Origin of the sequence: Microbacterium hydrocarbonoxydans, assembly GCF_023715885.1 — a bacterium.
GTDB classification, from domain to species: Bacteria; Actinomycetota; Actinomycetes; order Actinomycetales; family Microbacteriaceae; genus Microbacterium; species Microbacterium hydrocarbonoxydans_C.
In genome coordinates this window covers 286,263-312,156 of the sequence record NZ_JAMBOY010000002.1, presented here as the reverse complement: position 1 = coordinate 312,156, position 25,894 = coordinate 286,263, and the positions used below count along the sequence as shown (strand labels likewise).

The window sequence follows — 25,894 nt, the reverse complement described above, 5'->3', positions numbered from 1 at the left end:
GTAAACTGGGAGGTCTATGACTCCTGAAACGCTCGCCCAAGCCCTCCTCGCCGTCCTCGCACCGATCGCCGAGGAACGACGTCCGGGCGAGCCGCTCCCGGTCGCCGCCGCCGACATCGTCTTCGAGCGTCCGCGCAACCGCGAGCACGGCGACTGGGCATCCAACATCGCGATGCGCCTCGCCAAGCAGCTGGGCACCAACCCGCGCGAGCTCGCCCAGCAGATCGCCGACGGACTCGGCGGCGTCGAGGGCGTCGACAGCGCCGAGGTCGCCGGCCCCGGCTTCATCAACATCCGCCTCGGTGCCGCCGCCGCAGGCGCGCTGGCGAAGGTGATCGTCGACGCCGGGTCCGCGTACGGCACCAACGACTCCGCGGCAGGGCAGAGCATCAACATCGAGTTCGTCAGCGCGAACCCGACCGGCCCTCTTCACATCGGGCACACGCGCTGGGCGGCGCTCGGCGACGCGATCGCTCGCGTGCTCGAGGCCTCGGGCGCGACGGTCGCCCGCGAGTACTACATCAACGACGCAGGCGTGCAGATGGAGCGTTTCGCGCACTCCGTGCTCGCCGCCGCGAAGGGCGAGCCGGCCCCCGAGGGCGGATACGCGGGGAGCTACATCGGCGACCTCGCCACGCGCGTGCTGGCGGCGCGCCCCGACCTGCTCGAGCTCCCCGACGACGACCAGGTGCTCGTGGCGCGCGAGCTCGCCTACGAGTTCCAGCTCGCCGAGCAGAAGGAGTCGCTCGCGAAGTTCAACGTCGAGTTCGACGTCTGGTTCTCCGAGCGCGTGCTGCACGCCAAAGACGACAGCGGGCTGAGCTTCGTGGACCGCGCGGTGGACCGCCTGCGCGAACAGGGGCACGTCTTCGATGAGGACGGCGCCGTCTGGGTGCGCACGACCGACTTCGGCGACGACAAGGATCGCGTGATCCGCCGCTCCAACGGCGAGTACACCTACTTCGCCGCGGACGCGGCGTACTACCTCAACAAGGGTGACCGCGGCTTCGAGTACAAGCTCTATCTGCTGGGAGCCGACCACCACGGCTACGTGCACCGCCTCAAGGCGATCGCCGGCGCAGCGGGGGAGGACCCCGAGAAGAACGTCGAAGTGCTGATCGGCCAGCTCGTCTCGATCGGCGGCGCCCGCCTCAGCAAGCGCGCCGGCAACATCATCGAGATGGACGACCTGCGCGAGTGGCTCGGCACGGATGCTCTGCGCTACTCGCTCGAGCGCTCGCCCGCCGACTCCCCGCTGGCCCTCGACCCTGAGCTGCTGCAGAAGCGGAGCAACGACAACCCGGTGTTCTACGTGCAGTACGCGCATGCGCGCACCCACAACGTCGGTCGCAATGCGGCCGACTCCGGCGTCGACCGCTCGGAGTTCGCTCCGGAGACCCTGACGCACGAGACCGAGGCGGCTCTGCTCGGCGCGCTGCAGGAGTTCCCCCGCATCGTGGCGTTCGCCGCCGAGGTGCGAGAACCGCACCGGGTGGCCCGCTATCTCGAGGAACTGGCCGGTCTCTACCACCGCTGGTACGACAACTGCCGCGTGATCCCTCTCGGAGACGCCCCGATCGAGAGCGTGCACCGCACGCGTCTCTGGCTCAACGATGCGACCGGCCAGGTGCTCCGCAACGGCCTTCAGCTGCTCGGCGTCTCCGCGCCAGAGCGCATGTGACGTTCTTCGGCGCCGCGCCGAATGCGACAGGATGAATCCATGAGCGACGACAACCGCACCCTGCCGTACCCGGACCCCGACGCGCAGCATCCGACGCTCGTGATCCCCGGCGGAGCGGACGGCGCGGACGGGGTCTCCGCACCGCGACGCCGACGCCGTCGCTGGCCGTGGGTGCTGGTCATCGTCGTCGTCGTGCTCGCTCTGCTCGTCGTCGCGGCCGAGCTGCTCACCCGCGCCATCCTTCCCGGCGTCGTGCGCTCCATCGTGATCGACCAGCTCGACCTCCCCGCCGACCAGCAGCTCGACGTCGAGGCAGACGGCATCCTGCTCCCGCAGCTGATCGCCGGGCGCCTCGACGCCCTGCACCTGTCGACCGACTCGGTCACGCTCGAGGGCATCACGGGCGCGGCAGACGTCACAGCGTCGGGCGTCCCGCTGCGCGGCGGCGACCTCGCCGGTGCCGAGGGGACCATCCGCATCGACGAGTCCCAGTTCACGGCGCTGATCGGGCGTACCGACCTGCCCGTCGACTCGGTGGCCCTCGACGCGCCGAACGCGACCGTTTCCGGGTCGGTGACCGTGCTCGGCGTCGCGATCCCGGTCTCGCTCACCGTGACGCCGGGAGCGGCCGAGGGTGACCTGGAGCTGACTCCCGTCGGCCTCTCGGTCGGCGGACTGCAGGTCGACGCCGACCAGGTCGGCTCGTCGCTGGGTTCGCTCGGCGCCGACCTCACGCGGACTCAGCGCATCTGCATCGCCGATCAGCTCCCGGCAGGAGTCACGATCACCGGTCTCGAGATCGATGGCACGGAGGCGGTCATCGACGTGGACGTGAATGGCGGCATCGCCACCGACCCGGCTCTGCTCGAGAAGGGCGTCTGCCCGCAGGGCTGATCGGCGCTCGACGACGAATCCGCAGGCTACCGCGCTTCGCGCTCGGCCTCCTGCGCGCTGCGCAGTTCGGCCGTGGCGATCGCGACATCGACCTCGGCCCGCTGCACGCGTCGCTGCGGGAACGTGGTCGCGCCGAAGCGAGCGCGCACCCGATCGTGCCGCTCCTCCTCCGAGGCCACGATGAAGGCGCTCGCGACCAGGATCACCTGCGTCGAGAGGTTGAGCCAGATGAGCAGCGCGAGCAGCGAGGCGAAGGACGCGAGCAGGGGGTTGCTCGTCGCGCCGCCTACGAACAGGCTGGAGAGCTCCTGCAGAACGACGAGCCCGATGCCGCCGACGATCGCGCCCGTCCAGAGCGACTTCGCCGGGGCCTTCACTCCGGAGAGGATGCGGAAGACGCCGGCGATGAGCACGGTGTCGAGCGCGAAGACGATCAGCAGGGATGCGATGCGGATGCTCCAGGTCGCGGCTGCGGAGTCGTCGGCGATCCCGAGGAGTCCGCTGATCCAGGAGATGCCGATGCGGCTCACGAACGTCACGGCCGCCGCTGCGGCGAAGAGGCCGCCGACGCCGATGGCGAGCAGCAGGTTGCGCAGCATCACCCAGATGAACAGGACGTCGTCGTGCGAGGTGCCCGAGATGACGCGGATCGCCGTGCGCAGGGATCCCACGGCGGCGAGTGCCGACCCCAGCAGAGCGACGGACGAGATGATGCCGGCGACGGACAGCGAGATGGGTTCGCGGAGGTCGGACGGATCGATCACGCCGCCCTCTCCGATGAGGCCGGGCACCACCGACTGCACCGCGTCGATGATGGCGCGCCACGCGTCGGGGTTGCCCGCGAGCCACAGCGCGGCGATCGAGAACCCGAGCAGCACGGCGGCGAAGACGCTGAAGAGGGCGCGATAGGTTACGCTGTCGGCCAGCATCGGACCCCGTCGTTCCGAGTAGAGCAGAAACGACCGCACGGCCCGGCGCTGGAGCGCCCACCGGATCGTGGCCGTGCTCACGCGCTGGATGAACCCCGGTCGGGCGTCGTCTGAGGCGGAGGTCTCTGAACTCATCACGCCCTCACCCTACGAGGCGCGGCGCGGGGGTCCCAAGGGGTTGACGCGGAGGGTCACCATGACGGATGCGGCATGGGCGGTGCCCTAGAATCGGGGTCAACTCGCCGTGCCCGCTCCGGCCCGAGACCCGCCCCACGATTGGTGATCCTTGCTTTCCCCTGCCGACTCGCCCGCTCCGGAATGGCTCGTCGTCCCTGACGACGTCAACGACCTCGCGACGGCGGTCTGGCCGGCGTCGGCCGCGCGCGACGGCGACGGCGTCCTGACCCTCGCCGGCATCCCCGCGACGTCGCTGGCGCAGACCTACGGCACCCCGCTGCTCGTGATCGACGAAGACCAGGTGCGCGACCGCGCACGCGCGTTCCGCTCAGCCTTCGACAGAGCGGCGGGCGAGAACGGCACGACCGCGCAGGTGTACTACGCGGGCAAGGCCTTCCTCTGCACTTCCGTAGCGCGCTGGGTGGTCGACGAGGGACTCTGCATCGACGTCTGCACGGGAGGGGAGCTAGAGGTCGCTCTGGCGGCGGGCGTCGCCCCCGCCTCGCTCGGCTTCCACGGCAACAACAAGTCGGTGGCGGAGCTGGAGCGCGCGGTCGAAGTCGGGATCGGCACGATCATCGTCGACAGCGCGATCGAGATCGAGCGGCTGGCGGCGATCGTCGCCCGCACCGACTCGGTGCAGCGCGTGCTCGTGCGCGTCATCAGCGGTGTGCACGCCGAGACGCACGAGTTCCTCGCGACAGCGCACGAGGATCAGAAGTTCGGGTTCCCCCTCGCCGAGGCCGAGGAGGCCGTCGCGCGCATCCGCGAAATCGACGGGCTCGACTTCGCCGGTCTGCACTGCCACATCGGCTCGCAGATCTTCGGGGTCGCCGGTTTCCGCGAGTCCGCCTCGCGCGTCCTCGAACTGCACGCGTCGCTGCTCGAGGGCGGGCCGGTGCCCTCGCTCAACCTCGGCGGCGGCTTCGGCATCGCCTACACCCGCGTCGACGACCCGACACCCATCGAGACCCTCGCCGCCGAGATCGTCTCGGCTGTGGCCGAGGGGTGCGCGGCGCGCGGCATCCCCATGCCCGCCCTGTCGTTCGAGCCCGGTCGCGCGATCGTCGGGGCCGCGGGCGTCACCCTCTACGAGGTCGGCACGACGAAGGACGTCGAGCTCGGCTCCGGCATGGTCCGCCGCTACCTCAGCGTCGACGGCGGGATGAGCGACAACGCGCGCCCCGCGCTCTACGGCGCGCAGTTCTCGGCGCGCCTGGCGTCTCGTTCCGGCATCGGCGCCCCGCAGCTCAGCCGCGTGGTCGGCAAGCACTGCGAATCCGGCGACATCGTCGTCGAGCACGAGTACCTGCCGGATGACGTCGCGCCGGGCGACCTCCTCGCCGTGCCCTCCACGGGCGCGTACTGCGCATCGCTCGCCAGCAACTACAACCACGTGCCGCGCCCGCCGATCGTCGCTGTGCGCGACGGACGGTCGACGGTCATCGTCCGCGGCGAGAGCATCGCCGACATCCTGTCCCGCGACGCCGGGATCCCCTCGGCGGACGCCGAGCGTCTGTGAGCGGCCTCGACGCCGGATTCACGCACAGCACCACCGATCCACCCTCCGAAGGAGAAGCAATGACGACTGAGTACCGACGACTTCGGGTGGCGCTGCTGGGCGCCGGCGCGGTCGGCTCCCAGGTCGCCGCCCTTCTGCTGCGGCACGGCGACGAACTCGCCGACCGCGCGGGCGCCGCGCTCGAGCTCGCGGGCATCGCCGTGCGCGACGTCGACGCCCCCCGCGACGTCGAGCTGCCGAGGGAGCTGTTCACGACCGACGCAGAATCGCTGGTCGTCGGCGCCGACATCGTGATCGAGCTGATCGGCGGCATCGAGCCGGCGCGCACGAGCATCCTGCAGGCGATCGGATCCGGGGCAGACGTCGTCACGGCGAACAAGGCGCTGCTCGCCACGCACGGCCCCGAGCTCTTCGAGGCGGCCGACCGCGTCGGCGCCTCGGTCTACTACGAGGCCGCAGCCGCGGGCGCGATCCCGATCATCCGCCCGCTGCGCGACTCGCTCGCCGGCGACCGGGTGGTGCGCATCATGGGCATCGTCAACGGCACGACCAACTACATCCTCGACCGCATGGAGACCGAAGGGGCCGACTTCGCGGACGTCCTCGCCGACGCGCAGCGCCTCGGGTACGCCGAGGCCGACCCGACGGCAGACGTGGAGGGCTACGACGCCGCGCAGAAGGCCGCGATCCTCGCGAGCCTCGCGTTCCACACCGCCGTCCCGCTCGACGCGGTGCACCGCGAGGGAATCACCTCGATCACCGCATCGATGATCGAGGAGGCCCGCTCCGCCGGCTTCGTGATCAAGCTGCTCGCCGTGTGCGAGCGCCTCGGGGCCGAGGGCGCCGAGTCGATCTCGGTGCGCGTGTACCCGGCGCTCGTCCCGCATTCGCACCCGCTCGCCTCGGTGCACGGCGCGAACAACGCGGTGTTCGTCGAGGCGGAGGCCGCCGGGTCGCTCATGTTCTACGGCGCGGGCGCCGGCGGCGTGCAGACGGCCTCGGCGGTGCTCGGCGACGTGGTCTCGGCGGCGCGCCGCCACATCGCCGGCGGTGTCGGCGTGGGGGAGTCGACGCGGGCGAACCTTCCGATCGTCCCCATCGGGCACGTCACCACGCGGTATCAGATCACGCTCGAGGTCTCCGATGCGCCCGGCGTGCTCGCCACGGTCGCCGGGATCCTCAGCGACGGCGGCGTCTCCGTCGCCACCGTGGTCCAGACCGTCGAGGGCGAGGCCGAGCCCACGGCCCGCCTGGTCATCGGCACTCACCGCGCGACCGAGCAGGCGCTGAGCGCGACCGTCGACGCCCTCGCCGAGAGCGCGGTCGTCGAGCGTGTGGTCTCAGTGCTCCGCGTCGAGGGCGAGTGACGATGGGCCTCGGGCGCACCGTCGAGGTGACGGTCCCCGCGACCAGCGCGAACCTCGGCCCCGGCTTCGACACCCTCGGCCTCGCCCTGAGCGTGTACGACACCCTCCTGGTCACGGAGCTGCCCGCGGGCGAGCTCGAGATCGAGGTGTCCGGATCCGGAGCGGAGGACATCCCCCGCGACGCGTCGAACCTCATCGTGCGCACGATCGCCCACGTCTACGCCGACGTCAGCCGCGACATGCCCGGGCTCCGCATCGTCGCCGAGAACGGTGTGCCGCACGGCCGAGGACTCGGCTCGTCCGGAGCCGCGGTGACCGCCGGAATCCTTGCGGCCAAGGGGCTGCTCGAGGGCGACGTCGAGATCGAGGACGCCGACATGCTGCGCCTCGCGACCGAGATCGAGGGACACCCCGACAATGTCGCTCCCGCCCTGTTCGGCGGGCTCACGATCGCGTGGATGGGCGAGCGGGGCCCCCAGCACAAGAAGCTGCTCGTGCACCGCGGTGTCTCGCCTCTCGTGCTCGTCCCGTCGTACACGATGTCGACGTCGAAGGCGCGGTCGCTGCAGCCGCCGCAGGTGTCGACGGCGGATGCCGTGTTCAACGTGTCGCGGTCGGCGCTGCTGATCGCGGCGCTCATGCAGAGCCCTGAGCTGTTGCTCGACGCCACGGCGGATCGCCTCCACCAGGACTATCGCGCCGAGGCGATGCCCGAGACGCAGCGGCTCGTGCAGGCGCTGCGTGCAGCGGGCTTCGCCGCGGTGGTCTCGGGGGCGGGGCCGAGCGTGCTCGTGCTCGCGGACGGACCTGGGAGCCGTCAGGATGCCGCGGAACTGGCCGCGTCGACCACCGACACCCCGTGGGAGGCGCTGCTGCTCGCCGTCGACGTGCGTGGTGGTACAGTGGGGAACCGAGCGGAGGGCTCCACGTAGTTTCGTGAATCTGGCCCCATTGCAACTCTGCAAGAACCGCACGTGAACCCCTGATGCACTGATCTTCCCAGTACGCCGTCTCTCTCGAGAGGTCGTCGCTCCGGGATCACAGTGCTGAGGTCGGCCGGCGCCGAGCGTCAGCCCGTGCGATCGCGCGCAGCACCCGTTGCGCGTGTACCGCTCATGTCTTCGAGACCAAAGAGGGAGCACTCGTGGAGAACTTCTCCGAGACCCAGAACGACCAGGCGGCTCCGGCCGCCGAAGCCCCGGCGTCCGCCGCGGCATCCGACACCGCGGCCGAGGCGCCCGCGGCGCCTGCCCGCAAGCGCGCCCCGCGCCGGGCGACCACCGCCAGCGCGGCGGCGAAGGCCGAGAAGGCCGCCGAGAGCGCAGACGCGGCTCCGGCGTCCGACGCCCCCGCGGCGTCGGCATCCGACACCCCGGCCGCGCCGGCATCCGACCAGGCACCCGCCGCCGAGGCGGAGGCGCCGAAGGCGAAGGCCCCGCGCCGCAGCCGTGCGAAGAAGGCCGACGCCGAGCCCGCGGCCGAGTCCGCCGAGGCTCCCGTCGCACCGGCGACCGACGACAAGCCCGCCGAGGCCGCTGACCCGGTCGACGCACCCGCGCAGGCCGAGGAGCCCAAGAAGGGCCGCGGTCGTCGCACCGCCAAGAAGCCCGCCGCCGCCGACGTCGACGCCGCTCCGGCCGATGAGAAGCCGGCCGAGTCCGCTCCGGCCGACGCGCAGCCGTCCGGCGACTCCACGTCCGACAACACCGAGGGCGGCGACGAGCAGGGCGGCCGCAGCCGTAGCCGCAACCGCAGCCGCAACCGCGGACGCGGCCAGAACGGCAACGGCCAGCAGGAGCAGCAGCAGAGCGCTCCGGCCGACGACGAGCAGGGCGGCAACGGCCGCAACCGTCAGCGCAACAAGCGCCGCGGCGGAGCGCCGACCGACGAGTTCGAGACCGAGATCGGCGAGGACGACGTCCTGATCCCGGTCGCCGGCATCCTCGACGTGCTCGACAACTATGCGTTCGTGCGCACCACCGGCTACCTCGCCGGACCGAGCGACGTCTACGTCTCGCTCGGCCAGGTGAAGAAGTACAACCTCCGCAAGGGCGATGCGATCGTCGGCTCCATCAAGCAGCCGCGAGAGGGAGAGCAGCAGGGCCGTCAGAAGTACAACGCCCTGGTGAAGGTCGACTCGATCAACGGTCTGTCGGTCGACGACGCCGCCACGCGCGTCGAGTTCGGCAAGCTCACCCCGCTGTACCCGCAGGAGCGCCTGCGCCTCGAGACGGCGCCGGAGAAGCTCACGCAGCGGATCATCGACCTCGTCGCGCCGATCGGAAAGGGCCAGCGCGGTCTGATCGTCGCGCCGCCGAAGGCCGGCAAGACGATCGTCCTGCAGCAGATCGCCAACGCGATCGCGCAGAACAACCCCGAGGTGCACCTCATGGTCGTGCTCGTCGACGAGCGCCCCGAAGAGGTCACCGACATGCAGCGCTCGGTCAAGGGCGAGGTCATCGCGTCGACGTTCGACCGTCCCGCGGAGGACCACACGACGGTCGCGGAGCTCGCGATCGAGCGCGCCAAGCGCCTCGTCGAGCTGGGTCGCGACGTCGTCGTGCTGCTCGACTCGATCACGCGTCTCGGCCGTGCCTACAACCTCGCCGCGCCGGCATCGGGCCGTGTGCTCACGGGCGGCGTCGACGCGTCGGCACTGTACCCGCCCAAGCGCTTCTTCGGCGCTGCGCGCAACATCGAGAACGGCGGATCGCTCACGATCCTCGCCACGGCCCTCGTCGAGACCGGATCCAAGATGGACGAGGTCATCTTCGAGGAGTTCAAGGGCACGGGCAACAGCGAGCTGCGCCTCTCGCGTCAGCTCGCCGACAAGCGGATCTTCCCGGCGGTCGACGTCAACGCGTCGAGCACCCGCCGCGAGGAGATGCTGCTGTCGGCCGACGAGGTCAAGATCACCTGGAAGCTGCGTCGCGCCCTCGCCGGCCTCGACCAGCAGCAGGCCCTCGAGGTCGTGCTCGGCAAGCTGAAGGAGACCCACTCGAACGTGGAGTTCCTCGTGCAGATGCAGAAGTCGATCCCGACGCTGCCCGCCGGCGGCCACGGGCACGACAACAACATCCGCTGAGCGAGCCGGTCGTGTTCGAGTCCGTCCAGACTCTGATCGACGAGCACCGCCGGGTGCAGGAGGAGCTATCCGACCCGGCGGTGCACGCCGACGCCGCGCGTGCCAAGCGTGTTAACCGGCGCTACGCCGAGCTGTCGCGCATCGTCGCGGCGCATGAGGCGTGGGTCGCGGCATCCGACGATCTGGAGGCCGCACGCGAGCTCGCGCGGGAGGACGAGGCGTTCGCCGACGAGGTGCCGGTCCTCGAGCAGGGAGTGCAGACCGCGCAGGAGAAGCTGCGTCGTCTGCTGATACCGCGCGATCCCGACGACGCCCGCGACGTGATCATGGAGATCAAGGCGGGGGAGGGCGGTGCCGAGTCAGCGCTGTTCGCAGCCGATCTGCTGCGCATGTACGTGCAGTACGCCGCGTCGAAGGGCTGGAAGACGGAGCTTCTCGAGCGCAACGAGTCCGACCTCGGCGGCTACAAGGATGTCCAGGTCGCGATCAAGGGCTCGTCGTCGGACCCGGCGCAGGGTGTGTGGGCGCACCTCAAGTACGAGGGCGGAGTGCACCGGGTGCAGCGCGTGCCGGCGACGGAGTCGCAGGGCCGCATCCACACCTCGACCACCGGTGTGCTCGTCTTCCCCGAGGTCGACGAACCCGATGAGATCGAGATCAACCAGAACGACCTGAAGATCGACGTGTTCCGGTCATCGGGGCCGGGCGGTCAGTCGGTGAACACGACCGACTCCGCGGTGCGCATCACGCACGTGCCTACCGGGATCGTCGTCTCCATGCAGAACGAGAAATCGCAGCTGCAGAACCGCGAGGCCGCCATGCGCGTACTCCGTGCGCGGCTCCTCGCGAAGCAGCAGGAGGAGCTGGATGCCGCGGCCTCCGACGCGCGCAAGTCGCAGATCCGGGGCATGGACCGCTCGGAGCGCATTCGCACATACAACTTCCCTGAGAACCGGATCGCCGACCATCGCACCGGATTCAAGGCGTACAACCTCGATCAGGTCATGGACGGTGCCCTCGAGCCGATCATCGAGAGCGCGATCCAGGCCGACGAAGAGGCCCGGATCGCCGCCGTGGGCTCGGAGGGCTGACCCCGCGCGGGCCGAGCGCTAGGCTCGGGCCGTGATCGCGTTCCTGTTCCGCGCAGCGATGTATCTGGTCTCAGCAGCTCTGGGGCTGATCGTCGCCGACCTCCTGCTCGACGGGTTCCGTATCCAATGGGACAGGTGGTGGGGTTTCGTCGTCTGCATCGTCGTCTTCGCCGTCGTGCAGAGCATCCTCGCCCCGATCGCGAGCCGTCTCGCCCACCGCCATGCGCCCGCCCTGGTCGGCGGCATGGGGATCATCTCGACGCTCGTCGCCCTCGTGGTGGTCGTGTTGCTGCCGTTCGGCGGCCTCCGCATCGTCGACGCGTCCGGATGGCTGCTCGGGGCACTGATCGTGTGGATCGTCACCGCCCTGGGCAGCGTGCTTCTGCCCCGACTCTTCCTGAAGAAGCCCGACGCCGAGCGCCGCCGCTGACTCCGCCCGATCAGATCGAGTATTCGGGTGCCGTCAGCAGCGCCCGCGTGTCCTCTCCGACGGGGCGACCCCGGGGCTTCGCCGGAACGCCGACAAGGATGCTGTCGGCCGGCGCATCGCGGGTGACGACGGCGTTCGCGCCCACCACCGAATGCGCTCCGATCGTCACCGGACCGAGGATCTTCGCCCCCGCTCCGACGGCGACGCCGTCGCCGAGGGTCGGGTGGCGCTTGCCCGAATCGCGCGTCCGGCCCCCGAGCGTGACGCCGTGGTACAGCATGACGTCGTCGCCGATCTCGGCCGTCTCGCCGATCACGACGCCCATGCCGTGGTCGATGAAGAACCGTCGTCCGATGCGTGCTCCGGGGTGGATCTCGATGCCCGTGAGCCACCGGGAGATCTGGGATCCGGTACGGGCCAGCAGCCGAAGACGACGGCGCCACAGCGCGTGCCAGACCCGGTGCGCCCAGATCGCGTGCAGTCCGGGGTAGAGCAGCGCGACCTCGACGGCGCTCCGCGCCGCGGGGTCGCGCAGACGCGCGGCGGCGACGTCCTCGCGCACTCGACCGATGACGTTCATCGGGTGGATCAGGCCTCGCGCAGGTGCTCGTACAGAGCCGTCGACAGGTATCGCTCGCCGAACGATGGGATGATCACCACGATGGTCTTGCCGGCGGCCTCCGGACGCTTCGCGATCTCGAGAGCGGCCCAGATCGCGGCGCCGCTCGACATGCCCACGAGGATGCCCTCGCCGGCCGCGGTCTCGCGGGCGACGCGGATCGCGTCGTCGAAGGTCACGTCGATGACCTCGTCGAGCACCTCGCGGTCGAGGATCGGCGGCACGAAGTTCGGGCCGATGCCCTGGATCTTGTGGGGCCCGGGGTGGCCCTCGGTGAGGATCGGCGAGTCCTTCGGCTCCACGGCGACGACCTTGACGCCGGGGACGCGCTCCTTGAGCACCTGGCCGACGCCGGTGATGGTGCCGCCGGTGCCGATGCCGGCCACGAAGTAGTCGACGTGCCCGTCGGTGTCGCGCAGGATCTCCTCCGCGGTGGTCTTGCGGTGGATCGCCGGGTTCGCCTCGTTCGCGAACTGCTTGGCGAGCACAGCCCCCGGGGTCTTCGCCGCGATCGCCTCGGCTTCGGCGACCGCGTGGGTCATGCCCTTGGTGGGATCGGTGAGCACGAGCTCGGCGCCGAATGCCTTCAGCAGCATCCGGCGCTCCTTCGACATCGACGCGGGCATCGTGAGGATGACCTTGTAGCCGCGTGCGGCACCGACCATCGCGAGGGCGATGCCGGTGTTACCGCTCGTCGCCTCGACGATGGTCCCGCCGGGCTTCAGCTCGCCTGACGCCTCCGCGGCGTCGACGATCGCGATCCCCAGGCGGTCCTTGACGCTCGAGGCAGGGTTGTAGAACTCGAGCTTCGCGAGCACCGTGGCGTCGAGGCCCTCGGTCACCCGGTTGAGGCGGACCAGCGGGGTGTTGCCGAACGCCGTGGTGATGTCGGAGTGGATGCCGGGCATGAGTGCGCCTTCCTGTGCGGGTGACTGGGCTCCAGCCTAGGCGAGTGACCGGTGCGGGGAGTCAATGTGACGGGTGCGGCGCTCTACGCTGGAGGGCATGCCCGACACCTCTCTCGCCGCTCTCGTGCGCGCCGCCGCGGCGCGGCTCGCCGCCGCGGGCGTCCCCGATCCGCTGGTCGACGCCGAGCTCCTGGCCGGGCATGTCCTCGGCGTCCGTCGCGGGGAGGTGCAGGCGGCGACCGTTCTGGGCGATGTCGTGTCGGAAGCGGATGCCGTGACGCTCGACGCGCTCGTGACCCGTCGGGAGGGACGGGAGCCGCTGCAGCACATCACCGGAACCGCGCCCTTCCGCCATCTCGAGCTGGCCGTCGGTCCGGGGGTCTTCGTGCCGCGGCCGGAGACCGAGACCGTGGTGCAGTTCGCGATCGACGCGTTGCTCGCGGCCCCGGAGCCGGACCCTATCGGCATCGATCTCGGCACGGGTTCCGGCGCGATCGCCCTCGCCATGGCCTCCGAGGTGCCGCACTCGCGGATCTTCGCGACCGAACTCTCGCCCGAGGCCTTCCCCTGGGCCGAGCGCAACACGAGCGGGGCGGCGAACCTGACCCTCGTGAACGAGGACCTGGGCGAGGCGTTCCGCGACCTCGACGGCACGGCATCGGTCGTCATCTCGAACCCGCCGTACGTTCCGGACGCCGCGGTGCCCCGCGACCCTGAAGTGCGCCTGTTCGATCCGGCCATGGCGCTGTACGGCGGCGAGGACGGCCTCGACATCGTGCGCGTGCTCAGCATCCGCGCACTCGAGCTGCTGCGCCCCGGCGGTCTGCTGGTGATCGAGCACGGCGAGCTGCAGGGCGAGGAGATCCGCAGCATCCTCACCCGTGACGGCTGGCGCGCGGCGGCCACCCACCGCGATCTCACGCTGCGCGACAGGGCGACCACCGCCCTGCGGCCGTGACGGCGTCGTCACCGGTCGCACAGGCGCCCGCCGTCTAGAATCGGAGGGTCATGTCCACCATCTTCGACTGCGGCGACGAGTCCGAGCTCCTCGCCGGCATGCGTCACGCGCGCCAGGCCATCGCCAGGGGCGAGCTGATCGTCATGCCCACCGACACCGTCTACGGCGTCGCCGCCGACGCCTTCTCGCCCGCAGCCGTGCAGCGGCTCCTCGACGCCAAGGGGCGGGGCCGCAACCAGCCGCCGCCCGTGCTGATCGGCTCGAAGGACACCCTCGTCGCCCTCGCCGAGTCGGTGCCGGAGCCGGTCCAGCGACTCGTCGACGAGTTCTGGCCGGGCGGTCTCACCATCGTCCTGCCCGCGCAGCCGTCCCTCGTCTGGGATCTCGGCGAGACCGAGGGCACCGTCGCCGTGCGGATGCCGGAGGGTCGCGTCGCACTCGAGCTGCTGGCCGAGACGGGACCGCTCGCGGTGTCGAGCGCCAACCTCACCGGGCGCGACGCCGCGATCTCTGCCTACGACGCCGAGCGGATGCTGGGCGACAGCGTCGCCGTGTACCTCGCCGACGGCATCAGTCGCGAGGGCATCGCCTCCACGATCGTCGACGCCACCTCGCTCGTGCCCCGCGGCATGGAGCAGGCGACCGGTCGCGCGCGCATCCTCCGCCAGGGTGCGGTCAGCCGGGAGCGGCTCGAAGAGGTGCTCGGCGATCTGCTCGAGCCCGAGCCGAGCGACGAAGCGGACGGGGATTCGTGAAGCAGTACCTCTTCACGGTCCTCATCACCGCCGCGATCACGTTCGCGCTCACGTGGGTGGTCCTGAGGGTGAGCCTGCGGTTCAAGCTGTACCCGGAGATCCGCGAGCGCGACGTGCACACCACGCCGAAGCCGCGGCTCGGCGGAGTCGCGATCTTCCTCGGCATCGCCGCCGCCATGGGCATCTCGGCGTTCAACCCGTTCTTCGCGACGATCTGGATGCCGCCGCAGACGATGTGGTCGGTGCTCGCCGCCGCCCTTCTCATCGCGATCATCGGCGTCGTCGACGACCTCTGGGACCTGGACTGGATGATCAAGCTCGGCGCGCAGTTCCTCGCCGCCGGGATCATCACGGTGGGTGGCGGCCTGCAGATCCTCTCCCTGCCGTTCGGCGACCTCATCGTGTTCTCGAGCTGGCTCAGCATCACGATCACGATGTTCGCGATCGTGATCGTCATGAACGCCGTCAACTTCATCGACGGACTCGACGGCCTCGTCGCCGGCGTCTGCCTCATCGCGAACGGCGTCTTCTTCGCCTACTCGTACATCCTCACCCGTGACACCGGAGCGTCGAGCTACTTCAACCTCGCGTCGTTCCTCGCAGCTGTCCTGATAGGCGCCTGCATCGGGTTCCTGCCGTTCAACTGGAGCCCGGCCAAGATCTTCATGGGTGATTCCGGCGCACTCGTGCTCGGACTGCTCATGGCGACGTCGGCCGTCGCGGTGACCGGTCAGCTGGAGCCGTCGGCGCTCGACCTCGAACGATTGGGGCGTTCCCAGCTGCTCGGGGCGTTCATCCCGATCCTGCTGCCGCTGCTGGTGGTGCTGCTGCCGCTGCTCGACTTCGGCCTCGCCGTGCTCCGCCGCATGAACGCCGGCAAGAGCCCGTTCTCACCCGATCGCAAGCACCTGCACCACCGGATGCTGGATCTCGGGCACCGCGACCGCGACGCCGTCCTCATCTTCTACGCGTGGACGGCGGTCATCTCGTTCGCGGTCCTCCTGATGTACGTCGGCGCTCGCGAGGACTGGCCGGGGCAGTACCTCCCCGGCGTCGCCTTCGGCGTCGTGGGCATCGCGGCCTGCCTCGTCATCACCCTCATGCCCTCTCGTCGCACGAAGCCGGCGACAGCCCCCGAGCCCGACCCGACCTCCCTGGAGTCCTGATGAGCCCGAACCCCGTGTCCAGCAACCCGATCCTGCGCAGGACCCTCGTCTGGTCCGCCGTCGCGATGGTGGCGCTCGCTGTCGTCGCGGGCCTCGTCGGCCTCGTCGTCGGCGGGGGAGAGGGGCTCGTCAGCGGCCTGCTCGGCGTCGTGCTCGCGATGCTGTTCCTCGGCATCACGGCACTCAGCATCCTGATCGCCAACCGCTGGTTCGGCGACCCGCTCTACGTGCAGTTCTTCTTCGCGATCGTGCTCGGCGGATGGCTGCTCAAGCTCGGCCTGTTCGTCGTGATCATGATCGTGCTGAGCGGTCAGCCGTGGATCCACCCGATGGTGTTCTTCCTGTCGATCGTCGCCGGGGTGATCGTCTCGCTGGGAATCGATGTCGTCGTGCTGACCCGCATGCGGCTCCCCAACGTGAGCGATGCGTCCCTCCCGACGGAAGCGCCGTCCGACCGCGCGCCCGGGGTCGAGCTCCCGACCGTCGTGCCCGAGGACCGCGCTCCCGGCCGTCACCACCGCGTGCGGAACGAGAGCTCGGAGGATGGGCCCGCAGAGGACTCCGCGCGGTCTTAGGACACCCTTTATTCTGATAGTGTTGAGTCGTGCCCGCCGCTCGCCCGCGAGCGCTTGCGCAGAAGCACACCGACCATCGTCGCCCCGGTCCGATCCGGTGCCCCGAAGCTGGAGCCCGCGCTGTTTAATCTTGCTGCGACCCTGATGCCCCGACTTGCCTCCGACGGCGAGTTCCACGGACCTTCGATCGACGAGTTCTTCCCGGAGATCCTCTTCACCGTCGCGGGGATCCCCGTGCACCGGATCCACCTGGTGCAGCTGCTCTCGGTGATCGTCGTCGTCCTGCTGCTCGTCCTCGGGACGCGCCGCATGAAGGTCGTCCCGGGTCGCTTCCAGAGCGTCGTCGAGATGGGGCTGGACTTCGTCCGCGGCGGCATCGCGCACGACCTGCTCGGCCGCAAGGACGGCAACCGCTTCCTGCCGATCCTCACCACGATCTTCTTCATGACCCTGTTCATGAACATCACGGGCATCATCCCATTCCTGAACATCGCGGGTACCAGCATCGCGGCCGTGCCGCTGACGCTCGCCCTCGTCAGCTACGTCACCTTCATCTACGCCGGCATCAAGAAGAGCCCCGGCGGCTTCTTCAAGAACGCGCTGTTCCCCTCGGGCGTCCCGTGGCCGGTCTACTTCATCGTGACCCCGATCGAGTTCCTCTCGACGTTCATCATCCGTCCGGTCACCCTGATGCTCCGACTCCTGATGAACATGGTCGTCGGTCACATGCTGCTGGTGCTGTGCTTCGCGGCCACCCAGTTCTTCTTCTTCACCGCTGGCGGCGGTTGGGCCGCCCTCGGTATCGGAACCCTCGCCTTCGGCGGCGCCTTCACCCTCTTCGAGATCCTGGTCGCCGTCCTGCAGGCATACGTCTTCACCGTCCTCACCGCGGTCTACATCCAGCTCGCGGTCGCAGAAGAGCACTGAGCGGGTCGGCAAAACTGCCTTCCCACCCAACGAAAGGAAAAACCCGTGGACGCTACTACGGTTCTCGCTGAAATCAACGGTCACATCGCGGCGGTCGGCTACGGCCTCGCAGCCATCGGCCCGGCCATCGGTGTGGGCATCGTCGTCGGCAAGACCATCGAGGGCGTCGCCCGTCAGCCCGAGCTGGCCGGTCGCCTGCAGGTCCTCATGTGGATCGGTATCGCCTTCACCGAGGCGCTTGCGTTCGTCGGCATCGCCGTCGGATTCATCCCCTTCCCGTAATCCGAACCGACTTCTGAAGGAGACAGGATGCTGAACGCTCTTGTCACGAACCTCGCGGCTGAGGGTGAGGCGGCGCACAACCCGCTGATCCCCGCGTGGTACGACATCATCTGGTCGGGCCTGTGGTTCATCGTCATCCTCGTCGTCGTGTGGAAGGTCGCCCTTCCCCGCTTCACGGCGATGCTCGACAAGCGCTCCGCCGCGATCGAGGGCAACATCGCGAAGGCCGACGAGGCTCAGAAGCAGGCTGAGGCCGCGCTCGAGGAGTACACGCGTCAGCTCGCCGAGGCTCGCACCGAGGCCGGTGAGATCCGCGAGGCCGCCCGCGAGGACGGCAAGAAGATCGTCGCCGAGGCCAAGGAGACCGCCGCGGCCGAGGCCGCTCGCCTCACCGCCGCAGCGCACTCGCAGATCGAGGCCGAGCGTCAGACCGCTCTCGTGTCGCTCCGCAGCGAGGTGGGCACGCTCGCGATCGACCTCGCCGGCGGCGTGGTCGGAGAGACCCTCTCCGACGACGCACGTGCGACGGCTGTCGTAGACCGCTTCCTCGCCGATCTCGAAGCATCCGAGAAGGCGGCTCAGTAATGGGCAGCGCGACCACTCAGGCACTCGCGGCATCCACTCAGGCGCTTGCCGCAGCGACGGACGTCACCCTCGACACGGCGCAGGAGCTGTTCGCAGCCGCCCGCGCCGTGGCCGAGTCGTCCCAGCTGAGCGGCGCGCTCGCCGACCCCGCGGCCGCGGCCGTGGCGCGACAGAACGTCGTCGCAGCGGTGTTCGGCGGGTTCTCGCAGAACACGCAGAGCGTTCTGAAGGCGGCTGTCGCCGAGCGCTGGTCGTCGGCCTCCGAGCTGACGGACGGCATCGAGGAACTCGCCATCCGCGCCGCAGCACTCGCAGACCCCAAGGCCGACATCGAGGGGGAGCTCTTCGGCTTCACCCGCGTGGTGGCCGCGAACCCGGAGCTCGAGCTCGCGCTCGGCAGCCGGCTCGGGGGAGAAGACGCGAAGGGTTCGCTGATCGACCGTCTGCTCGCAGGCGGAGCGACCAGCGCCTCCACGGCGTTGATCGTCTCGTCTCTGGTGCGCCAGCCCCGCGAGCGCCGTGTGCGCCAGCTGCTCTCCAGGGCGATGCGCATCGTGGCCAGCCAGGGCGACCGCGTCGTCGCCACGGTGTACACCGCGAAGTCGCTCACCGAGGCTCAGCGCACACGGCTGAGTGACGCGCTCTCGCGTCGCTACGAAGGAACCGTGGCGCTCAACGAGGTCATCGACCCCGCCGTCGTCGGAGGCCTGCGCGTGCAGATCGCCGATGACGTCATCGACGGCAGCATCTCCGCCCGTCTCGCCGATCTTCGCCAGAAGCTCGCCGGCTAACACGACTTCGCGCGGGGAACCGCGCACCCAGATACAAAGGGAAGACAATGGCAGAACTATCGATCAGCCCCGACGTCATCCGTGACGCGCTGAAGGACTTCGCCGCGGCATACGAGCCCACCGGGGCTGCGGCGACCGAGGTCGGCACCGTCATCGACGCGGCCGACGGCATCGCCCACGTCGAGGGACTGCCCGGCGTCATGGCGAACGAGCTCGTGACCTTCGCCGACGGCACCAAGGGTCTCGCGCTGAACCTCGACGAGCACGAGATCGGCGTCGTCGTCCTCGGCGACTTCACCGGCATCGAGGCGGGTCAGGAAGTCACCCGCACGGGCGAGGTCCTCTCGGTCCCCGTCGGTGACGGCTACCTCGGCCGCGTGGTCGACCCGCTCGGCAACCCGATCGACGGCCTCGGCGCGATCGCGACGGAGGGCGTCCGCGAGCTCGAGCTCCAGGCCCCCGGCGTCATGCAGCGCAAGTCGGTGCACGAGCCGATGCAGACCGGCATCAAGGCCATCGACGCGATGATCCCCGTCGGCCGCGGCCAGCGTCAGCTCATCATCGGCGACCGCCAGACCGGCAAGACGGCCATCGCGATCGACACGATCATCAACCAGAAGGCCAACTGGGAGTCGGGCGACGTCAACAAGCAGGTCCGCTGCATCTACGTCGCCATCGGACAGAAGGGCTCGACCATCGCTTCGGTGAAGGGCGCGCTCGAAGAGGCCGGCGCTCTGGAGTACACCACGATCGTCGCAGCTCCGGCGTCCGACCCCGCCGGCTTCAAGTACCTCGCCCCCTACACCGGCTCGGCCATCGGCCAGCACTGGATGTACGGCGGCAAGCACGTCCTCATCATCTTCGACGACCTGTCGAAGCAGGCCGAGGCGTACCGTGCCGTGTCGCTGCTCCTGCGTCGTCCGCCGGGCCGCGAGGCCTACCCGGGTGACGTCTTCTACCTGCACTCGCGCCTGCTCGAGCGGTGCGCGAAGCTCTCCGACGAGCTCGGTGCCGGTTCCATGACGGGCCTTCCCATCATCGAGACCAAGGCGAACGACGTCTCGGCGTACATCCCGACCAACGTGATCTCGATCACCGACGGCCAGATCTTCCTGCAGTCCGACCTCTTCAACGCCAACCAGCGTCCGGCGGTCGACGTGGGTATCTCGGTCTCGCGAGTCGGCGGTGACGCCCAGGTCAAGTCGATCAAGAAGGTCTCCGGAACCTTGAAGCTGGAGCTGGCGCAGTACCGCTCGCTCGAGGCCTTCGCGATGTTCGCCTCCGACCTCGACGCCGCGTCGCGTCGTCAGCTCTCGCGCGGTGCGCGTCTGACCGAGCTGCTCAAGCAGCCGCAGTACTCGCCGTACCCCGTCGAGGAGCAGGTCGTATCGATCTGGGCCGGTACCAACGGCAAGCTCGACTCGATCGAGGTCGAGGACGTGCTGCGGTTCGAGCGCGAGCTCCTGGACTACCTGCGTCGCAACACCTCGGTGCTCGACACGCTGCGCGAGACCAACGTCCTCGACGACGCCACGGTCGCGGAGCTCGAGAAGCAGACGGACGCCTTCATCCTGGAGTTCCAGGGCGGCAAGGGCAACGCCATCGGCGCCCCCGGCCACGAGGAGCACGCCGCGGCCGAGGCCGAGGACGTCAACCAGGAGAAGATCGTCAAGGGTCGTCGCGCGTAATCGCGTGAGGAACTGATTCATGGGCGCTCAACTCAGGGTCTACAAGCAGAAGATCTCTTCTGCTCAGACGACCAAGAAGATCACGAAGGCGATGGAACTCATCGCGGCTTCGCGCATCCAGAAGGCGATGGCACGCGTCAAGGCGTCCAGCCCCTTCGCGCGGGCCGTGACGAGGGCCGTGTCGGCCGTCGCGACGCACTCGAACGTCGACCACCCGCTCACCCGTGAGCCCGAGAACATCCGCCGCTCCGCGGTCGTGATCTTCTCGTCGGATCGCGGTCTCGCCGGAGCCTTCAACTCGCAGATCCTCCGTGAGGGTCTCGAGGTGGCCGCGCTTCTGCGGGAGCAGGGCAAGGAGCCGGTGTTCTACCTCATCGGCCGCAAGGCCGTCGGGTACTTCCAGTTCCGTCGCATCGAAGCGGCTGCGGAGTGGACGGGTGACACCGACACCCCGTCGTTCCACACTGCGGAGGAGATCTCGGCCACGCTGCTCGAGGCCTTCTCGCGCGGTGCGGACGAGGGCGGCGTCGACGAGATCCACCTCGTGTACAACCGCTTCGTCAGCATGATGACGCAGTCGCCGGAGTCCGTCCGTCTCCTGCCGCTGGAGATCACGGAGGCCGACGACTCGGAGGCGGGCAGCACCGTCTACCCGCTCTACGAGTTCGAGCCGGATGCCGAGACCGTTCTCGACGCGATCCTGCCGGTGTACATCCAGAGCCGCGTCTTCAACGCCCTCCTGCAGTCGTCCGCCGCCAAGCAGGCCGCGACGCAGAAGGCGATGAAGTCCGCCAGCGACAACGCCGACAAGCTCATCACCGACTACACCCGTCTGCGCAACAACGCGCGCCAGGCGGAGATCACGCAGCAGATCGCGGAGATCGTCGGCGGCGCCGACGCACTCGCCTCGAGCTAAGACCATCAGGAAAGAGACGAAAATGACCACCACCGCCACGGCTGACCAGCCGGCGACCGCGGTCGTCGGGCGCGTCGCACGCGTCAACGGTCCGGTTGTCGACATCGAGTTCCCGCACGACTCGATCCCCGACATCTACAACGCCCTCAAGACCACGATCTCGCTCGGTGAGGAGTCGACCGAGATCACGCTCGAGGTCGCTCAGCACCTCGGCGACGACCTGGTGCGCGCGATCGCCCTGAAGCCGACGGACGGCATCGTCCGCGGCCAGGAGGTCCGCGACACGGGCGAGGCCATCTCGGTCCCCGTCGGTGACATCACCAAGGGCAAGGTCTTCAACGTGATCGGCGAGGTCCTCAACGGCGAGCCCGGTGAGACCATCGAGGTCACGGAGCGCTGGCCGATCCACCGCAAGGCGCCGAACTTCGACCAGCTCGAGTCGAAGACCACCATGTTCGAGACCGGCATCAAGTCGATCGACCTCCTCACCCCGTACGTGCAGGGTGGAAAGATCGGTCTGTTCGGTGGAGCCGGTGTCGGCAAGACCGTCCTCATCCAGGAGATGATCCAGCGCGTCGCGCAGGACCACGGTGGTGTGTCGGTGTTCGCCGGTGTCGGTGAGCGCACCCGTGAGGGCAACGACCTCATCCACGAGATGGAGGAGGCGGGTGTCTTCGACAAGACGGCCCTTGTCTTCGGTCAGATGGACGAGCCGCCGGGGACGCGTCTGCGCGTCGCTCTGTCGGCCCTGACGATGGCGGAGTACTTCCGCGACGTGCAGAAGCAGGACGTGCTGCTCTTCATCGACAACATCTTCCGCTTCACGCAGGCCGGTTCCGAGGTGTCGACCCTTCTGGGCCGTATGCCTTCCGCCGTGGGCTACCAGCCGAACCTCGCCGACGAGATGGGCCTTCTCCAGGAGCGCATCACCTCGACGCGCGGTCACTCGATCACCTCGCTGCAGGCGATCTACGTGCCGGCCGACGACTACACCGACCCGGCTCCGGCCACGACCTTCGCGCACCTCGATGCGACGACCGAGCTCTCACGCGAGATCGCGTCGAAGGGTCTGTACCCGGCCATCGACCCGCTGACCTCGACGTCGCGCATCATGGACCCTCGCTACTTGGGCGAGGACCACTACCGCGTCGCCACCACGGTCAAGCAGATCCTCCAGAAGAACAAGGAGCTGCAGGAGATCATCGCCATCCTCGGTGTCGACGAGCTCTCCGAGGAAGACAAGATCGTCGTGTCGCGTGCGCGTCGCATCCAGCAGTTCCTGTCGCAGAACACCTACATGGCGAAGAAGTTCACGGGTGTCGAGGGTTCGACCGTGCCGCTGAAGGACACGATCGAGTCGTTCGACGCGATCACCCGCGGTGACTTCGACCACGTGGCCGAGCAGGCCTTCTTCAACGTCGGCGGCATCTCCGACGTCGAGGAGCAGTGGGCGAAGATCCAGAAGGAGAACGGCTGACCATGGCGCTCCATGTCAGCCTCGTCTCCGCGGACGCGGAGGTCTGGACGGGGGAGGCGAGCCTCGTGGTCGCCAAGACCGTCGAGGGCGAGATCGGCTTCATGTCCGGCCACGAGCCGGTGCTGGCGATCCTCGCCGAGGGCCAGGTCCGGATCACCCAGACCGACGGGTCGAAGGTGCTCGCCAACGCGCAGGACGGATTCCTCTCCATGGAGGGGAACGACCTGACGATCGTGGCAGGCAACGCCGCCCTCATCTCCTGATCAGCAACACTCCACGCGTCCGCCTCGGCATCCTCATCGGTGCCGGGGCGGACTCGTCTGTGCCCGCGGAGGCGCCTTGAAGATCCTGCTCCCACCCTCGGAGACCAAGCACCCGGGTGGCTCCGGTGCACCGCTCGATCTGGGAGGTCTCGTCCTTCCCGGACTCCACGAGGCGCGTCGTATGGTGGTCGATGCCCTCGTCGACCTCGCCGGCGACCCCGCCGAGGCCCAGCGCGTCCTCAAGCTCAGCGACAAGCAGGCCGGGGATATCGTGCACAACCGCGAGATCCAGACCGCTCCGACCATGCCTGCCGTCGACCGCTATACCGGCGTGCTCTACGATGCGCTCGCCCCGACCTCGCTGCCGCCCGCGTCCCGACGCTGGCTCGCCGCCCACGTGTGGATCCACTCGGCGCCTTTCGGACCGGTCGGCGCGCTCGATCGCATCCCCGCCTATCGTCTCGCCGCCGGCACCGCGCTCCCCGGTATCCCGCCGCTTCGACGGCACTGGGCGGCGGCGACGAGCGGTGCGATCGCGGCCGAACAGCCCGACTTCGTCCTCGATCTGCGCAGTGAGGCGTATGTCGCGCTCGGTCCGGTCCCGGCCGAGGTCGACTCGGCTTACGTGCGCGTCGTGACCGAGCACGGCAGGGCACTGAACCACTTCAACAAGAAGTCGAAGGGGATGCTCGTGCGCGACCTCGCGGAGGATCGACCTCGCATCCGCTCGCTGGGTGCGCTCCGCACGTGGGCGGAGTCGCGTGGAGTCGTGCTCCGCGACGGATCGGATCGGGGAACGCTGGAGCTCGTCGTCGCGGAATGACGCGCGTGGACACCTGGGGATTCCTCCCCGCGTGTGTCGTTGCTCGTAATATCAGCACACCGATATGGTGGGTGACGCGGCGCGGCCAGCGCCCGATCAGTCCCATTTCGGAGGGGATCATGTACGACGATTACTATTACGACACCGGTGCTGCCGCCGTCCTCGGCATCCTGGCGCTCGTGGGCTTCCTCATCGCGATCGTGGGGTACGTCCTCGTCGCGTTCTTCCTGATGAAGATCTTCGACAAGGCGGGCGTGCAGGGCAAGTGGCGCGCGTGGGTACCGGTCTACAACTACATGGTCTTCGCGAAGCTCGGAGACCTGTCGCCGTGGGTCGTCCTGATCGCGATCGGCCTGTCGCTCATCCCGTACCTCAACTTCCTCACGGGTATCGCTCTCGCCGTGGTCCTCGCACTCGCGGCCTGGCGCATCGGACTCAAGCTGCAGAAGGACGCTGTCTGGGTGATCCTCTGGGTACTCCTCGGCATCGTGTGGCTCGGCATCAACGCGTTCGACAAGTCGCGCTGGAACCCGAACATCGCACCTGCGCCCTGGGCGGGCAACGGCTTCTTCGGCGACAGGACGGTGTGGGACGGCGTTCCGACGCAGCCGAGCGCCGTCGCAGGTCCCGGCTATGGACAGCCGCAGCAGGGTTACGGGCAGCCGCAGCAGGGTTATGCTCCGCCCGCTCAGCCCGGCTACGCCCCGCCGCAGCAGCCCGGTTACACCCCGCCGGCGCAGCCCGGCTACGCACCGCCTGCGGCGCCGTCGAACCCCGACGTCCCGCCTGCCGCCCCTTCGGCGCCGCCCGCGGCTCCGCAGGTGCCTCCGGCACCGCCGACCACGCCTCCCGCACCTCCGGCTGCGCCTCCCGCACCGCCGACTAACCCCACTCAGCCGCCGGCCTGATCCCGCGCCGCAGTGCACGAAGAGCCTCCGACCCCCGGTCGGAGGCTCTTCCGCATCCCGGGGATGGCGTGATGGTCGGCGGGAGACGATAGCGTGGAGGCATGCTCACGTTCCAGTGTCGTGGCCGCGCTTCTCAAGGCTCCCGGGGTGCGCGTCTGGGCGTAGCGGCGTCCACTACGATGTGTGAGTACCCTGGGGCGGCCCGACCCAGAGGCATTTCGGAGGCGACGAGTGGCTGAGACGACGACGAAGACGCACAGCGTCACTGTTTCGCGGCACCCTCTGGTGGTGTCGTGGGCCGGCGTCACAGATGTCGGACGCCGCCGTGAGACGAACCAGGACGCCTTCTTCGCGCAGTATCCGCTCTTCATCGTCGCGGACGGCATGGGCGGACACGCCGGCGGCGAGATCGCGAGTCAGAGCACCATCAGGCGGCTCGAGGCGATGGTCACCGCCGGTCACGTGCAGCGCGACGAGATCGAACGGGCGCTGGAGCTCGCCGTCGGCGACATCGCTGATCATCCCGAGGCCACGGATGAAGGGACAGGCACGACGCTGACCGGCGTCTTCCTGGAGCTCGACGACGAGCAGCCGCGCTGGGTCGCATTGAACATCGGCGACTCGCGCGTCTACCTCCTTCGTGACGACCGCCTGATCCAGGTGACGACCGACCACTCGGTCGTCCAGGAACTCATCGCCGCGGGGAAGATCAGCCCCGAGGAGGCCGAGGGGCATCCCTACAGCAACGTCATCACGCGAGCGGTGGGCGCGAGCGAGCTGACTCCACCCGACTACGTCACGGTGGACGTTCGCGCCGGCGACCGCTTCGTGATCTGCTCGGATGGACTCACCAAGGAACTCACGGATTATGGCATCCAGCATTTCCTGCGGGAGAACGCCGACCCCGCCGCGGCCGTCGATGCGATGCTGAGCGCGGCCCTGGAGAACGGCGGACGCGACAACGTGACGCTCGTCATCGTCCAGGTCGACGACGACTCCTCCTCCACGGAATCGAACATCTCCGAATAGCGGGTCGTCCCCTGTGGACAGGGCCGGATCGGCGTCTCACAGGGTGTC

The 25,894-nt window shown here is 69.1% G+C and carries 26 protein-coding genes; 23 read left to right on the top strand and 3 right to left on the bottom strand.

All coding sequences use genetic code 11. The features are described from left to right. The first annotated feature begins 16 nt into the window (after positions 1–16). Both argS and M3195_RS05845 read left to right on the top strand, forming a co-directional pair. The gene (gene argS / locus M3195_RS05850; RefSeq protein WP_251585605.1) at positions 17–1,681 is read left to right on the top strand and encodes an arginine--tRNA ligase; all 1,665 of its coding nucleotides are present in this window, start codon (positions 17–19) and stop codon (positions 1,679–1,681) included. A 39-nt stretch (positions 1,682–1,720) separates the two neighbouring features. After that, positions 1,721–2,575, top strand: coding sequence for a DUF2993 domain-containing protein (locus M3195_RS05845; RefSeq protein ID WP_251585604.1), 855 nt, complete (start codon positions 1,721–1,723; stop codon positions 2,573–2,575). 26 nt (positions 2,576–2,601) lie between these two features. Here the strand turns inward: M3195_RS05845 and M3195_RS05840 are convergent, their stop codons facing one another. Continuing rightward, positions 2,602–3,639 (bottom strand): YihY/virulence factor BrkB family protein, encoded by a 1,038-nt coding sequence (locus M3195_RS05840; RefSeq protein WP_251585603.1) that lies wholly within the window; start codon positions 3,637–3,639, stop codon positions 2,602–2,604. Between the two features lie 151 nt (positions 3,640–3,790). Between M3195_RS05840 and lysA the strand changes: the two genes are divergently transcribed. From lysA to M3195_RS05810, 6 genes are all read left to right on the top strand, one after another. Then, positions 3,791–5,203 carry a diaminopimelate decarboxylase gene (gene lysA / locus M3195_RS05835; RefSeq protein WP_251585602.1) on the top strand — a complete coding sequence of 471 codons (1,413 nt, stop codon included), beginning with the start codon at positions 3,791–3,793 and terminating at the stop codon, positions 5,201–5,203. 59 nt (positions 5,204–5,262) lie between these two features. Next, positions 5,263–6,570, top strand: coding sequence for a homoserine dehydrogenase (locus M3195_RS05830; protein ID WP_251585601.1), 1,308 nt, complete (start codon positions 5,263–5,265; stop codon positions 6,568–6,570). A 2-nt stretch (positions 6,571–6,572) separates the two neighbouring features. Then, on the top strand, positions 6,573–7,502 hold the full coding sequence (gene thrB, locus M3195_RS05825) for a homoserine kinase (RefSeq protein ID WP_251586422.1): 930 nt from the start codon (positions 6,573–6,575) through the stop codon (positions 7,500–7,502). Between the two features lie 212 nt (positions 7,503–7,714). Continuing rightward, positions 7,715–9,655, top strand: a complete 1,941-nt coding sequence (gene rho, locus M3195_RS05820) for a transcription termination factor Rho (RefSeq protein WP_251585600.1) — start codon at positions 7,715–7,717, stop codon at positions 9,653–9,655. 11 nt (positions 9,656–9,666) lie between these two features. After that, positions 9,667–10,746, top strand: coding sequence for a peptide chain release factor 1 (gene prfA / locus M3195_RS05815; protein ID WP_251585599.1), 1,080 nt, complete (start codon positions 9,667–9,669; stop codon positions 10,744–10,746). A 31-nt stretch (positions 10,747–10,777) separates the two neighbouring features. After that, complete coding sequence (locus M3195_RS05810; RefSeq protein ID WP_251585598.1) at positions 10,778–11,176, top strand: phage holin family protein; 399 nt, start codon at positions 10,778–10,780, stop codon at positions 11,174–11,176. Positions 11,177–11,186: 10 nt separating this feature from the next. Here the strand turns inward: M3195_RS05810 and epsC are convergent, their stop codons facing one another. Continuing rightward, entirely contained in the window at positions 11,187–11,756 is a 570-nt protein-coding gene (gene epsC, locus M3195_RS05805) for a serine O-acetyltransferase EpsC (RefSeq protein ID WP_251585597.1), read from the bottom strand. A gap of 8 nt (positions 11,757–11,764) precedes the next feature. Next, entirely contained in the window at positions 11,765–12,703 is a 939-nt protein-coding gene (gene cysK, locus M3195_RS05800) for a cysteine synthase A (protein ID WP_096714675.1), read from the bottom strand. A gap of 97 nt (positions 12,704–12,800) precedes the next feature. On the opposite strand from cysK, the gene prmC reads away from it, so the two are divergent. From prmC to M3195_RS05725, 15 genes are all read left to right on the top strand, one after another. Next, the gene (gene prmC, locus M3195_RS05795; RefSeq protein WP_251585596.1) at positions 12,801–13,661 is read left to right on the top strand and encodes a peptide chain release factor N(5)-glutamine methyltransferase; all 861 of its coding nucleotides are present in this window, start codon (positions 12,801–12,803) and stop codon (positions 13,659–13,661) included. 50 nt (positions 13,662–13,711) lie between these two features. Beyond that, entirely contained in the window at positions 13,712–14,416 is a 705-nt protein-coding gene (locus M3195_RS05790) for an L-threonylcarbamoyladenylate synthase (protein WP_251585595.1), read from the top strand. Continuing rightward, a complete protein-coding gene (locus M3195_RS05785) occupies positions 14,413–15,582 on the top strand; it encodes a glycosyltransferase family 4 protein (protein ID WP_251585594.1) in 1,170 nt (389 codons plus the stop codon). The genes M3195_RS05790 and M3195_RS05785 overlap by 4 nt, the downstream gene beginning before the upstream one ends. Beyond that, positions 15,582–16,157 carry a hypothetical protein gene (locus M3195_RS05780; RefSeq protein ID WP_251585593.1) on the top strand — a complete coding sequence of 192 codons (576 nt, stop codon included), beginning with the start codon at positions 15,582–15,584 and terminating at the stop codon, positions 16,155–16,157. The genes M3195_RS05785 and M3195_RS05780 overlap by 1 nt, the downstream gene beginning before the upstream one ends. A 144-nt stretch (positions 16,158–16,301) precedes the next feature. Then, positions 16,302–17,084: a F0F1 ATP synthase subunit A gene (atpB, locus tag M3195_RS05775; protein WP_096714670.1), complete on the top strand. Its 783-nt coding sequence runs from the start codon at positions 16,302–16,304 to the stop codon at positions 17,082–17,084. 45 nt (positions 17,085–17,129) lie between these two features. Beyond that, entirely contained in the window at positions 17,130–17,366 is a 237-nt protein-coding gene (gene atpE, locus M3195_RS05770) for an ATP synthase F0 subunit C (protein ID WP_067115091.1), read from the top strand. Positions 17,367–17,393: 27 nt separating this feature from the next. After that, the gene (locus M3195_RS05765) at positions 17,394–17,951 is read left to right on the top strand and encodes a F0F1 ATP synthase subunit B (RefSeq protein ID WP_096714669.1); all 558 of its coding nucleotides are present in this window, start codon (positions 17,394–17,396) and stop codon (positions 17,949–17,951) included. Continuing rightward, positions 17,951–18,742 carry a F0F1 ATP synthase subunit delta gene (locus M3195_RS05760; RefSeq protein WP_251585592.1) on the top strand — a complete coding sequence of 264 codons (792 nt, stop codon included), beginning with the start codon at positions 17,951–17,953 and terminating at the stop codon, positions 18,740–18,742. The genes M3195_RS05765 and M3195_RS05760 overlap by 1 nt, the downstream gene beginning before the upstream one ends. Positions 18,743–18,789: 47 nt before the next feature. Continuing rightward, on the top strand, positions 18,790–20,430 hold the full coding sequence (gene atpA, locus M3195_RS05755) for a F0F1 ATP synthase subunit alpha (RefSeq protein ID WP_251585591.1): 1,641 nt from the start codon (positions 18,790–18,792) through the stop codon (positions 20,428–20,430). A 19-nt stretch (positions 20,431–20,449) separates the two neighbouring features. Then, positions 20,450–21,346 carry a F0F1 ATP synthase subunit gamma gene (locus M3195_RS05750; RefSeq protein ID WP_251585590.1) on the top strand — a complete coding sequence of 299 codons (897 nt, stop codon included), beginning with the start codon at positions 20,450–20,452 and terminating at the stop codon, positions 21,344–21,346. A 22-nt stretch (positions 21,347–21,368) separates the two neighbouring features. Next, entirely contained in the window at positions 21,369–22,823 is a 1,455-nt protein-coding gene (gene atpD / locus M3195_RS05745; protein WP_251585589.1) for a F0F1 ATP synthase subunit beta, read from the top strand. Between the two features lie 2 nt (positions 22,824–22,825). Beyond that, on the top strand, positions 22,826–23,086 hold the full coding sequence (locus M3195_RS05740) for a F0F1 ATP synthase subunit epsilon (protein ID WP_096714664.1): 261 nt from the start codon (positions 22,826–22,828) through the stop codon (positions 23,084–23,086). Positions 23,087–23,162: 76 nt separating this feature from the next. Continuing rightward, positions 23,163–23,909 carry a YaaA family protein gene (locus M3195_RS05735; protein ID WP_251585588.1) on the top strand — a complete coding sequence of 249 codons (747 nt, stop codon included), beginning with the start codon at positions 23,163–23,165 and terminating at the stop codon, positions 23,907–23,909. Positions 23,910–24,028: 119 nt separating this feature from the next. Then, positions 24,029–24,817, top strand: a complete 789-nt coding sequence (locus tag M3195_RS05730; RefSeq protein WP_251586471.1) for a large exoprotein — start codon at positions 24,029–24,031, stop codon at positions 24,815–24,817. A 231-nt stretch (positions 24,818–25,048) separates the two neighbouring features. Beyond that, positions 25,049–25,846, top strand: coding sequence for a PP2C family protein-serine/threonine phosphatase (locus M3195_RS05725; RefSeq protein ID WP_251585587.1), 798 nt, complete (start codon positions 25,049–25,051; stop codon positions 25,844–25,846). Positions 25,847–25,894 lie beyond the last annotated feature (48 nt).

Excerpts from the sequence above, each read along its gene's own strand:
- argS (WP_251585605.1), top strand. The coding sequence starts at position 17 with ATGACTCCTGAAACGCTCGCCCAAGCCCTCCTCGCCGTCCTCGCACCG.
- M3195_RS05845 (WP_251585604.1), top strand. The coding sequence starts at position 1,721 with ATGAGCGACGACAACCGCACCCTGCCGTACCCGGACCCCGACGCGCAG.
- M3195_RS05840 (WP_251585603.1), bottom strand. The coding sequence starts at position 3,639 with ATGAGTTCAGAGACCTCCGCCTCAGACGACGCCCGACCGGGGTTCATC.
- M3195_RS05830 (WP_251585601.1), top strand. The coding sequence starts at position 5,263 with ATGACGACTGAGTACCGACGACTTCGGGTGGCGCTGCTGGGCGCCGGC.
- thrB (WP_251586422.1), top strand. The coding sequence starts at position 6,573 with ATGGGCCTCGGGCGCACCGTCGAGGTGACGGTCCCCGCGACCAGCGCG.
- epsC (WP_251585597.1), bottom strand. The coding sequence starts at position 11,756 with ATGAACGTCATCGGTCGAGTGCGCGAGGACGTCGCCGCCGCGCGTCTG.
- cysK (WP_096714675.1), bottom strand. The coding sequence starts at position 12,703 with ATGCCCGGCATCCACTCCGACATCACCACGGCGTTCGGCAACACCCCG.
- prmC (WP_251585596.1), top strand. The coding sequence starts at position 12,801 with ATGCCCGACACCTCTCTCGCCGCTCTCGTGCGCGCCGCCGCGGCGCGG.
- M3195_RS05790 (WP_251585595.1), top strand. The coding sequence starts at position 13,712 with ATGTCCACCATCTTCGACTGCGGCGACGAGTCCGAGCTCCTCGCCGGC.
- M3195_RS05780 (WP_251585593.1), top strand. The coding sequence starts at position 15,582 with ATGAGCCCGAACCCCGTGTCCAGCAACCCGATCCTGCGCAGGACCCTC.
- atpB (WP_096714670.1), top strand. The coding sequence starts at position 16,302 with ATGCCCCGACTTGCCTCCGACGGCGAGTTCCACGGACCTTCGATCGAC.
- M3195_RS05765 (WP_096714669.1), top strand. The coding sequence starts at position 17,394 with ATGCTGAACGCTCTTGTCACGAACCTCGCGGCTGAGGGTGAGGCGGCG.
- M3195_RS05760 (WP_251585592.1), top strand. The coding sequence starts at position 17,951 with ATGGGCAGCGCGACCACTCAGGCACTCGCGGCATCCACTCAGGCGCTT.
- atpA (WP_251585591.1), top strand. The coding sequence starts at position 18,790 with ATGGCAGAACTATCGATCAGCCCCGACGTCATCCGTGACGCGCTGAAG.
- M3195_RS05750 (WP_251585590.1), top strand. The coding sequence starts at position 20,450 with ATGGGCGCTCAACTCAGGGTCTACAAGCAGAAGATCTCTTCTGCTCAG.
- atpD (WP_251585589.1), top strand. The coding sequence starts at position 21,369 with ATGACCACCACCGCCACGGCTGACCAGCCGGCGACCGCGGTCGTCGGG.
- M3195_RS05740 (WP_096714664.1), top strand. The coding sequence starts at position 22,826 with ATGGCGCTCCATGTCAGCCTCGTCTCCGCGGACGCGGAGGTCTGGACG.
- M3195_RS05730 (WP_251586471.1), top strand. The coding sequence starts at position 24,029 with ATGTACGACGATTACTATTACGACACCGGTGCTGCCGCCGTCCTCGGC.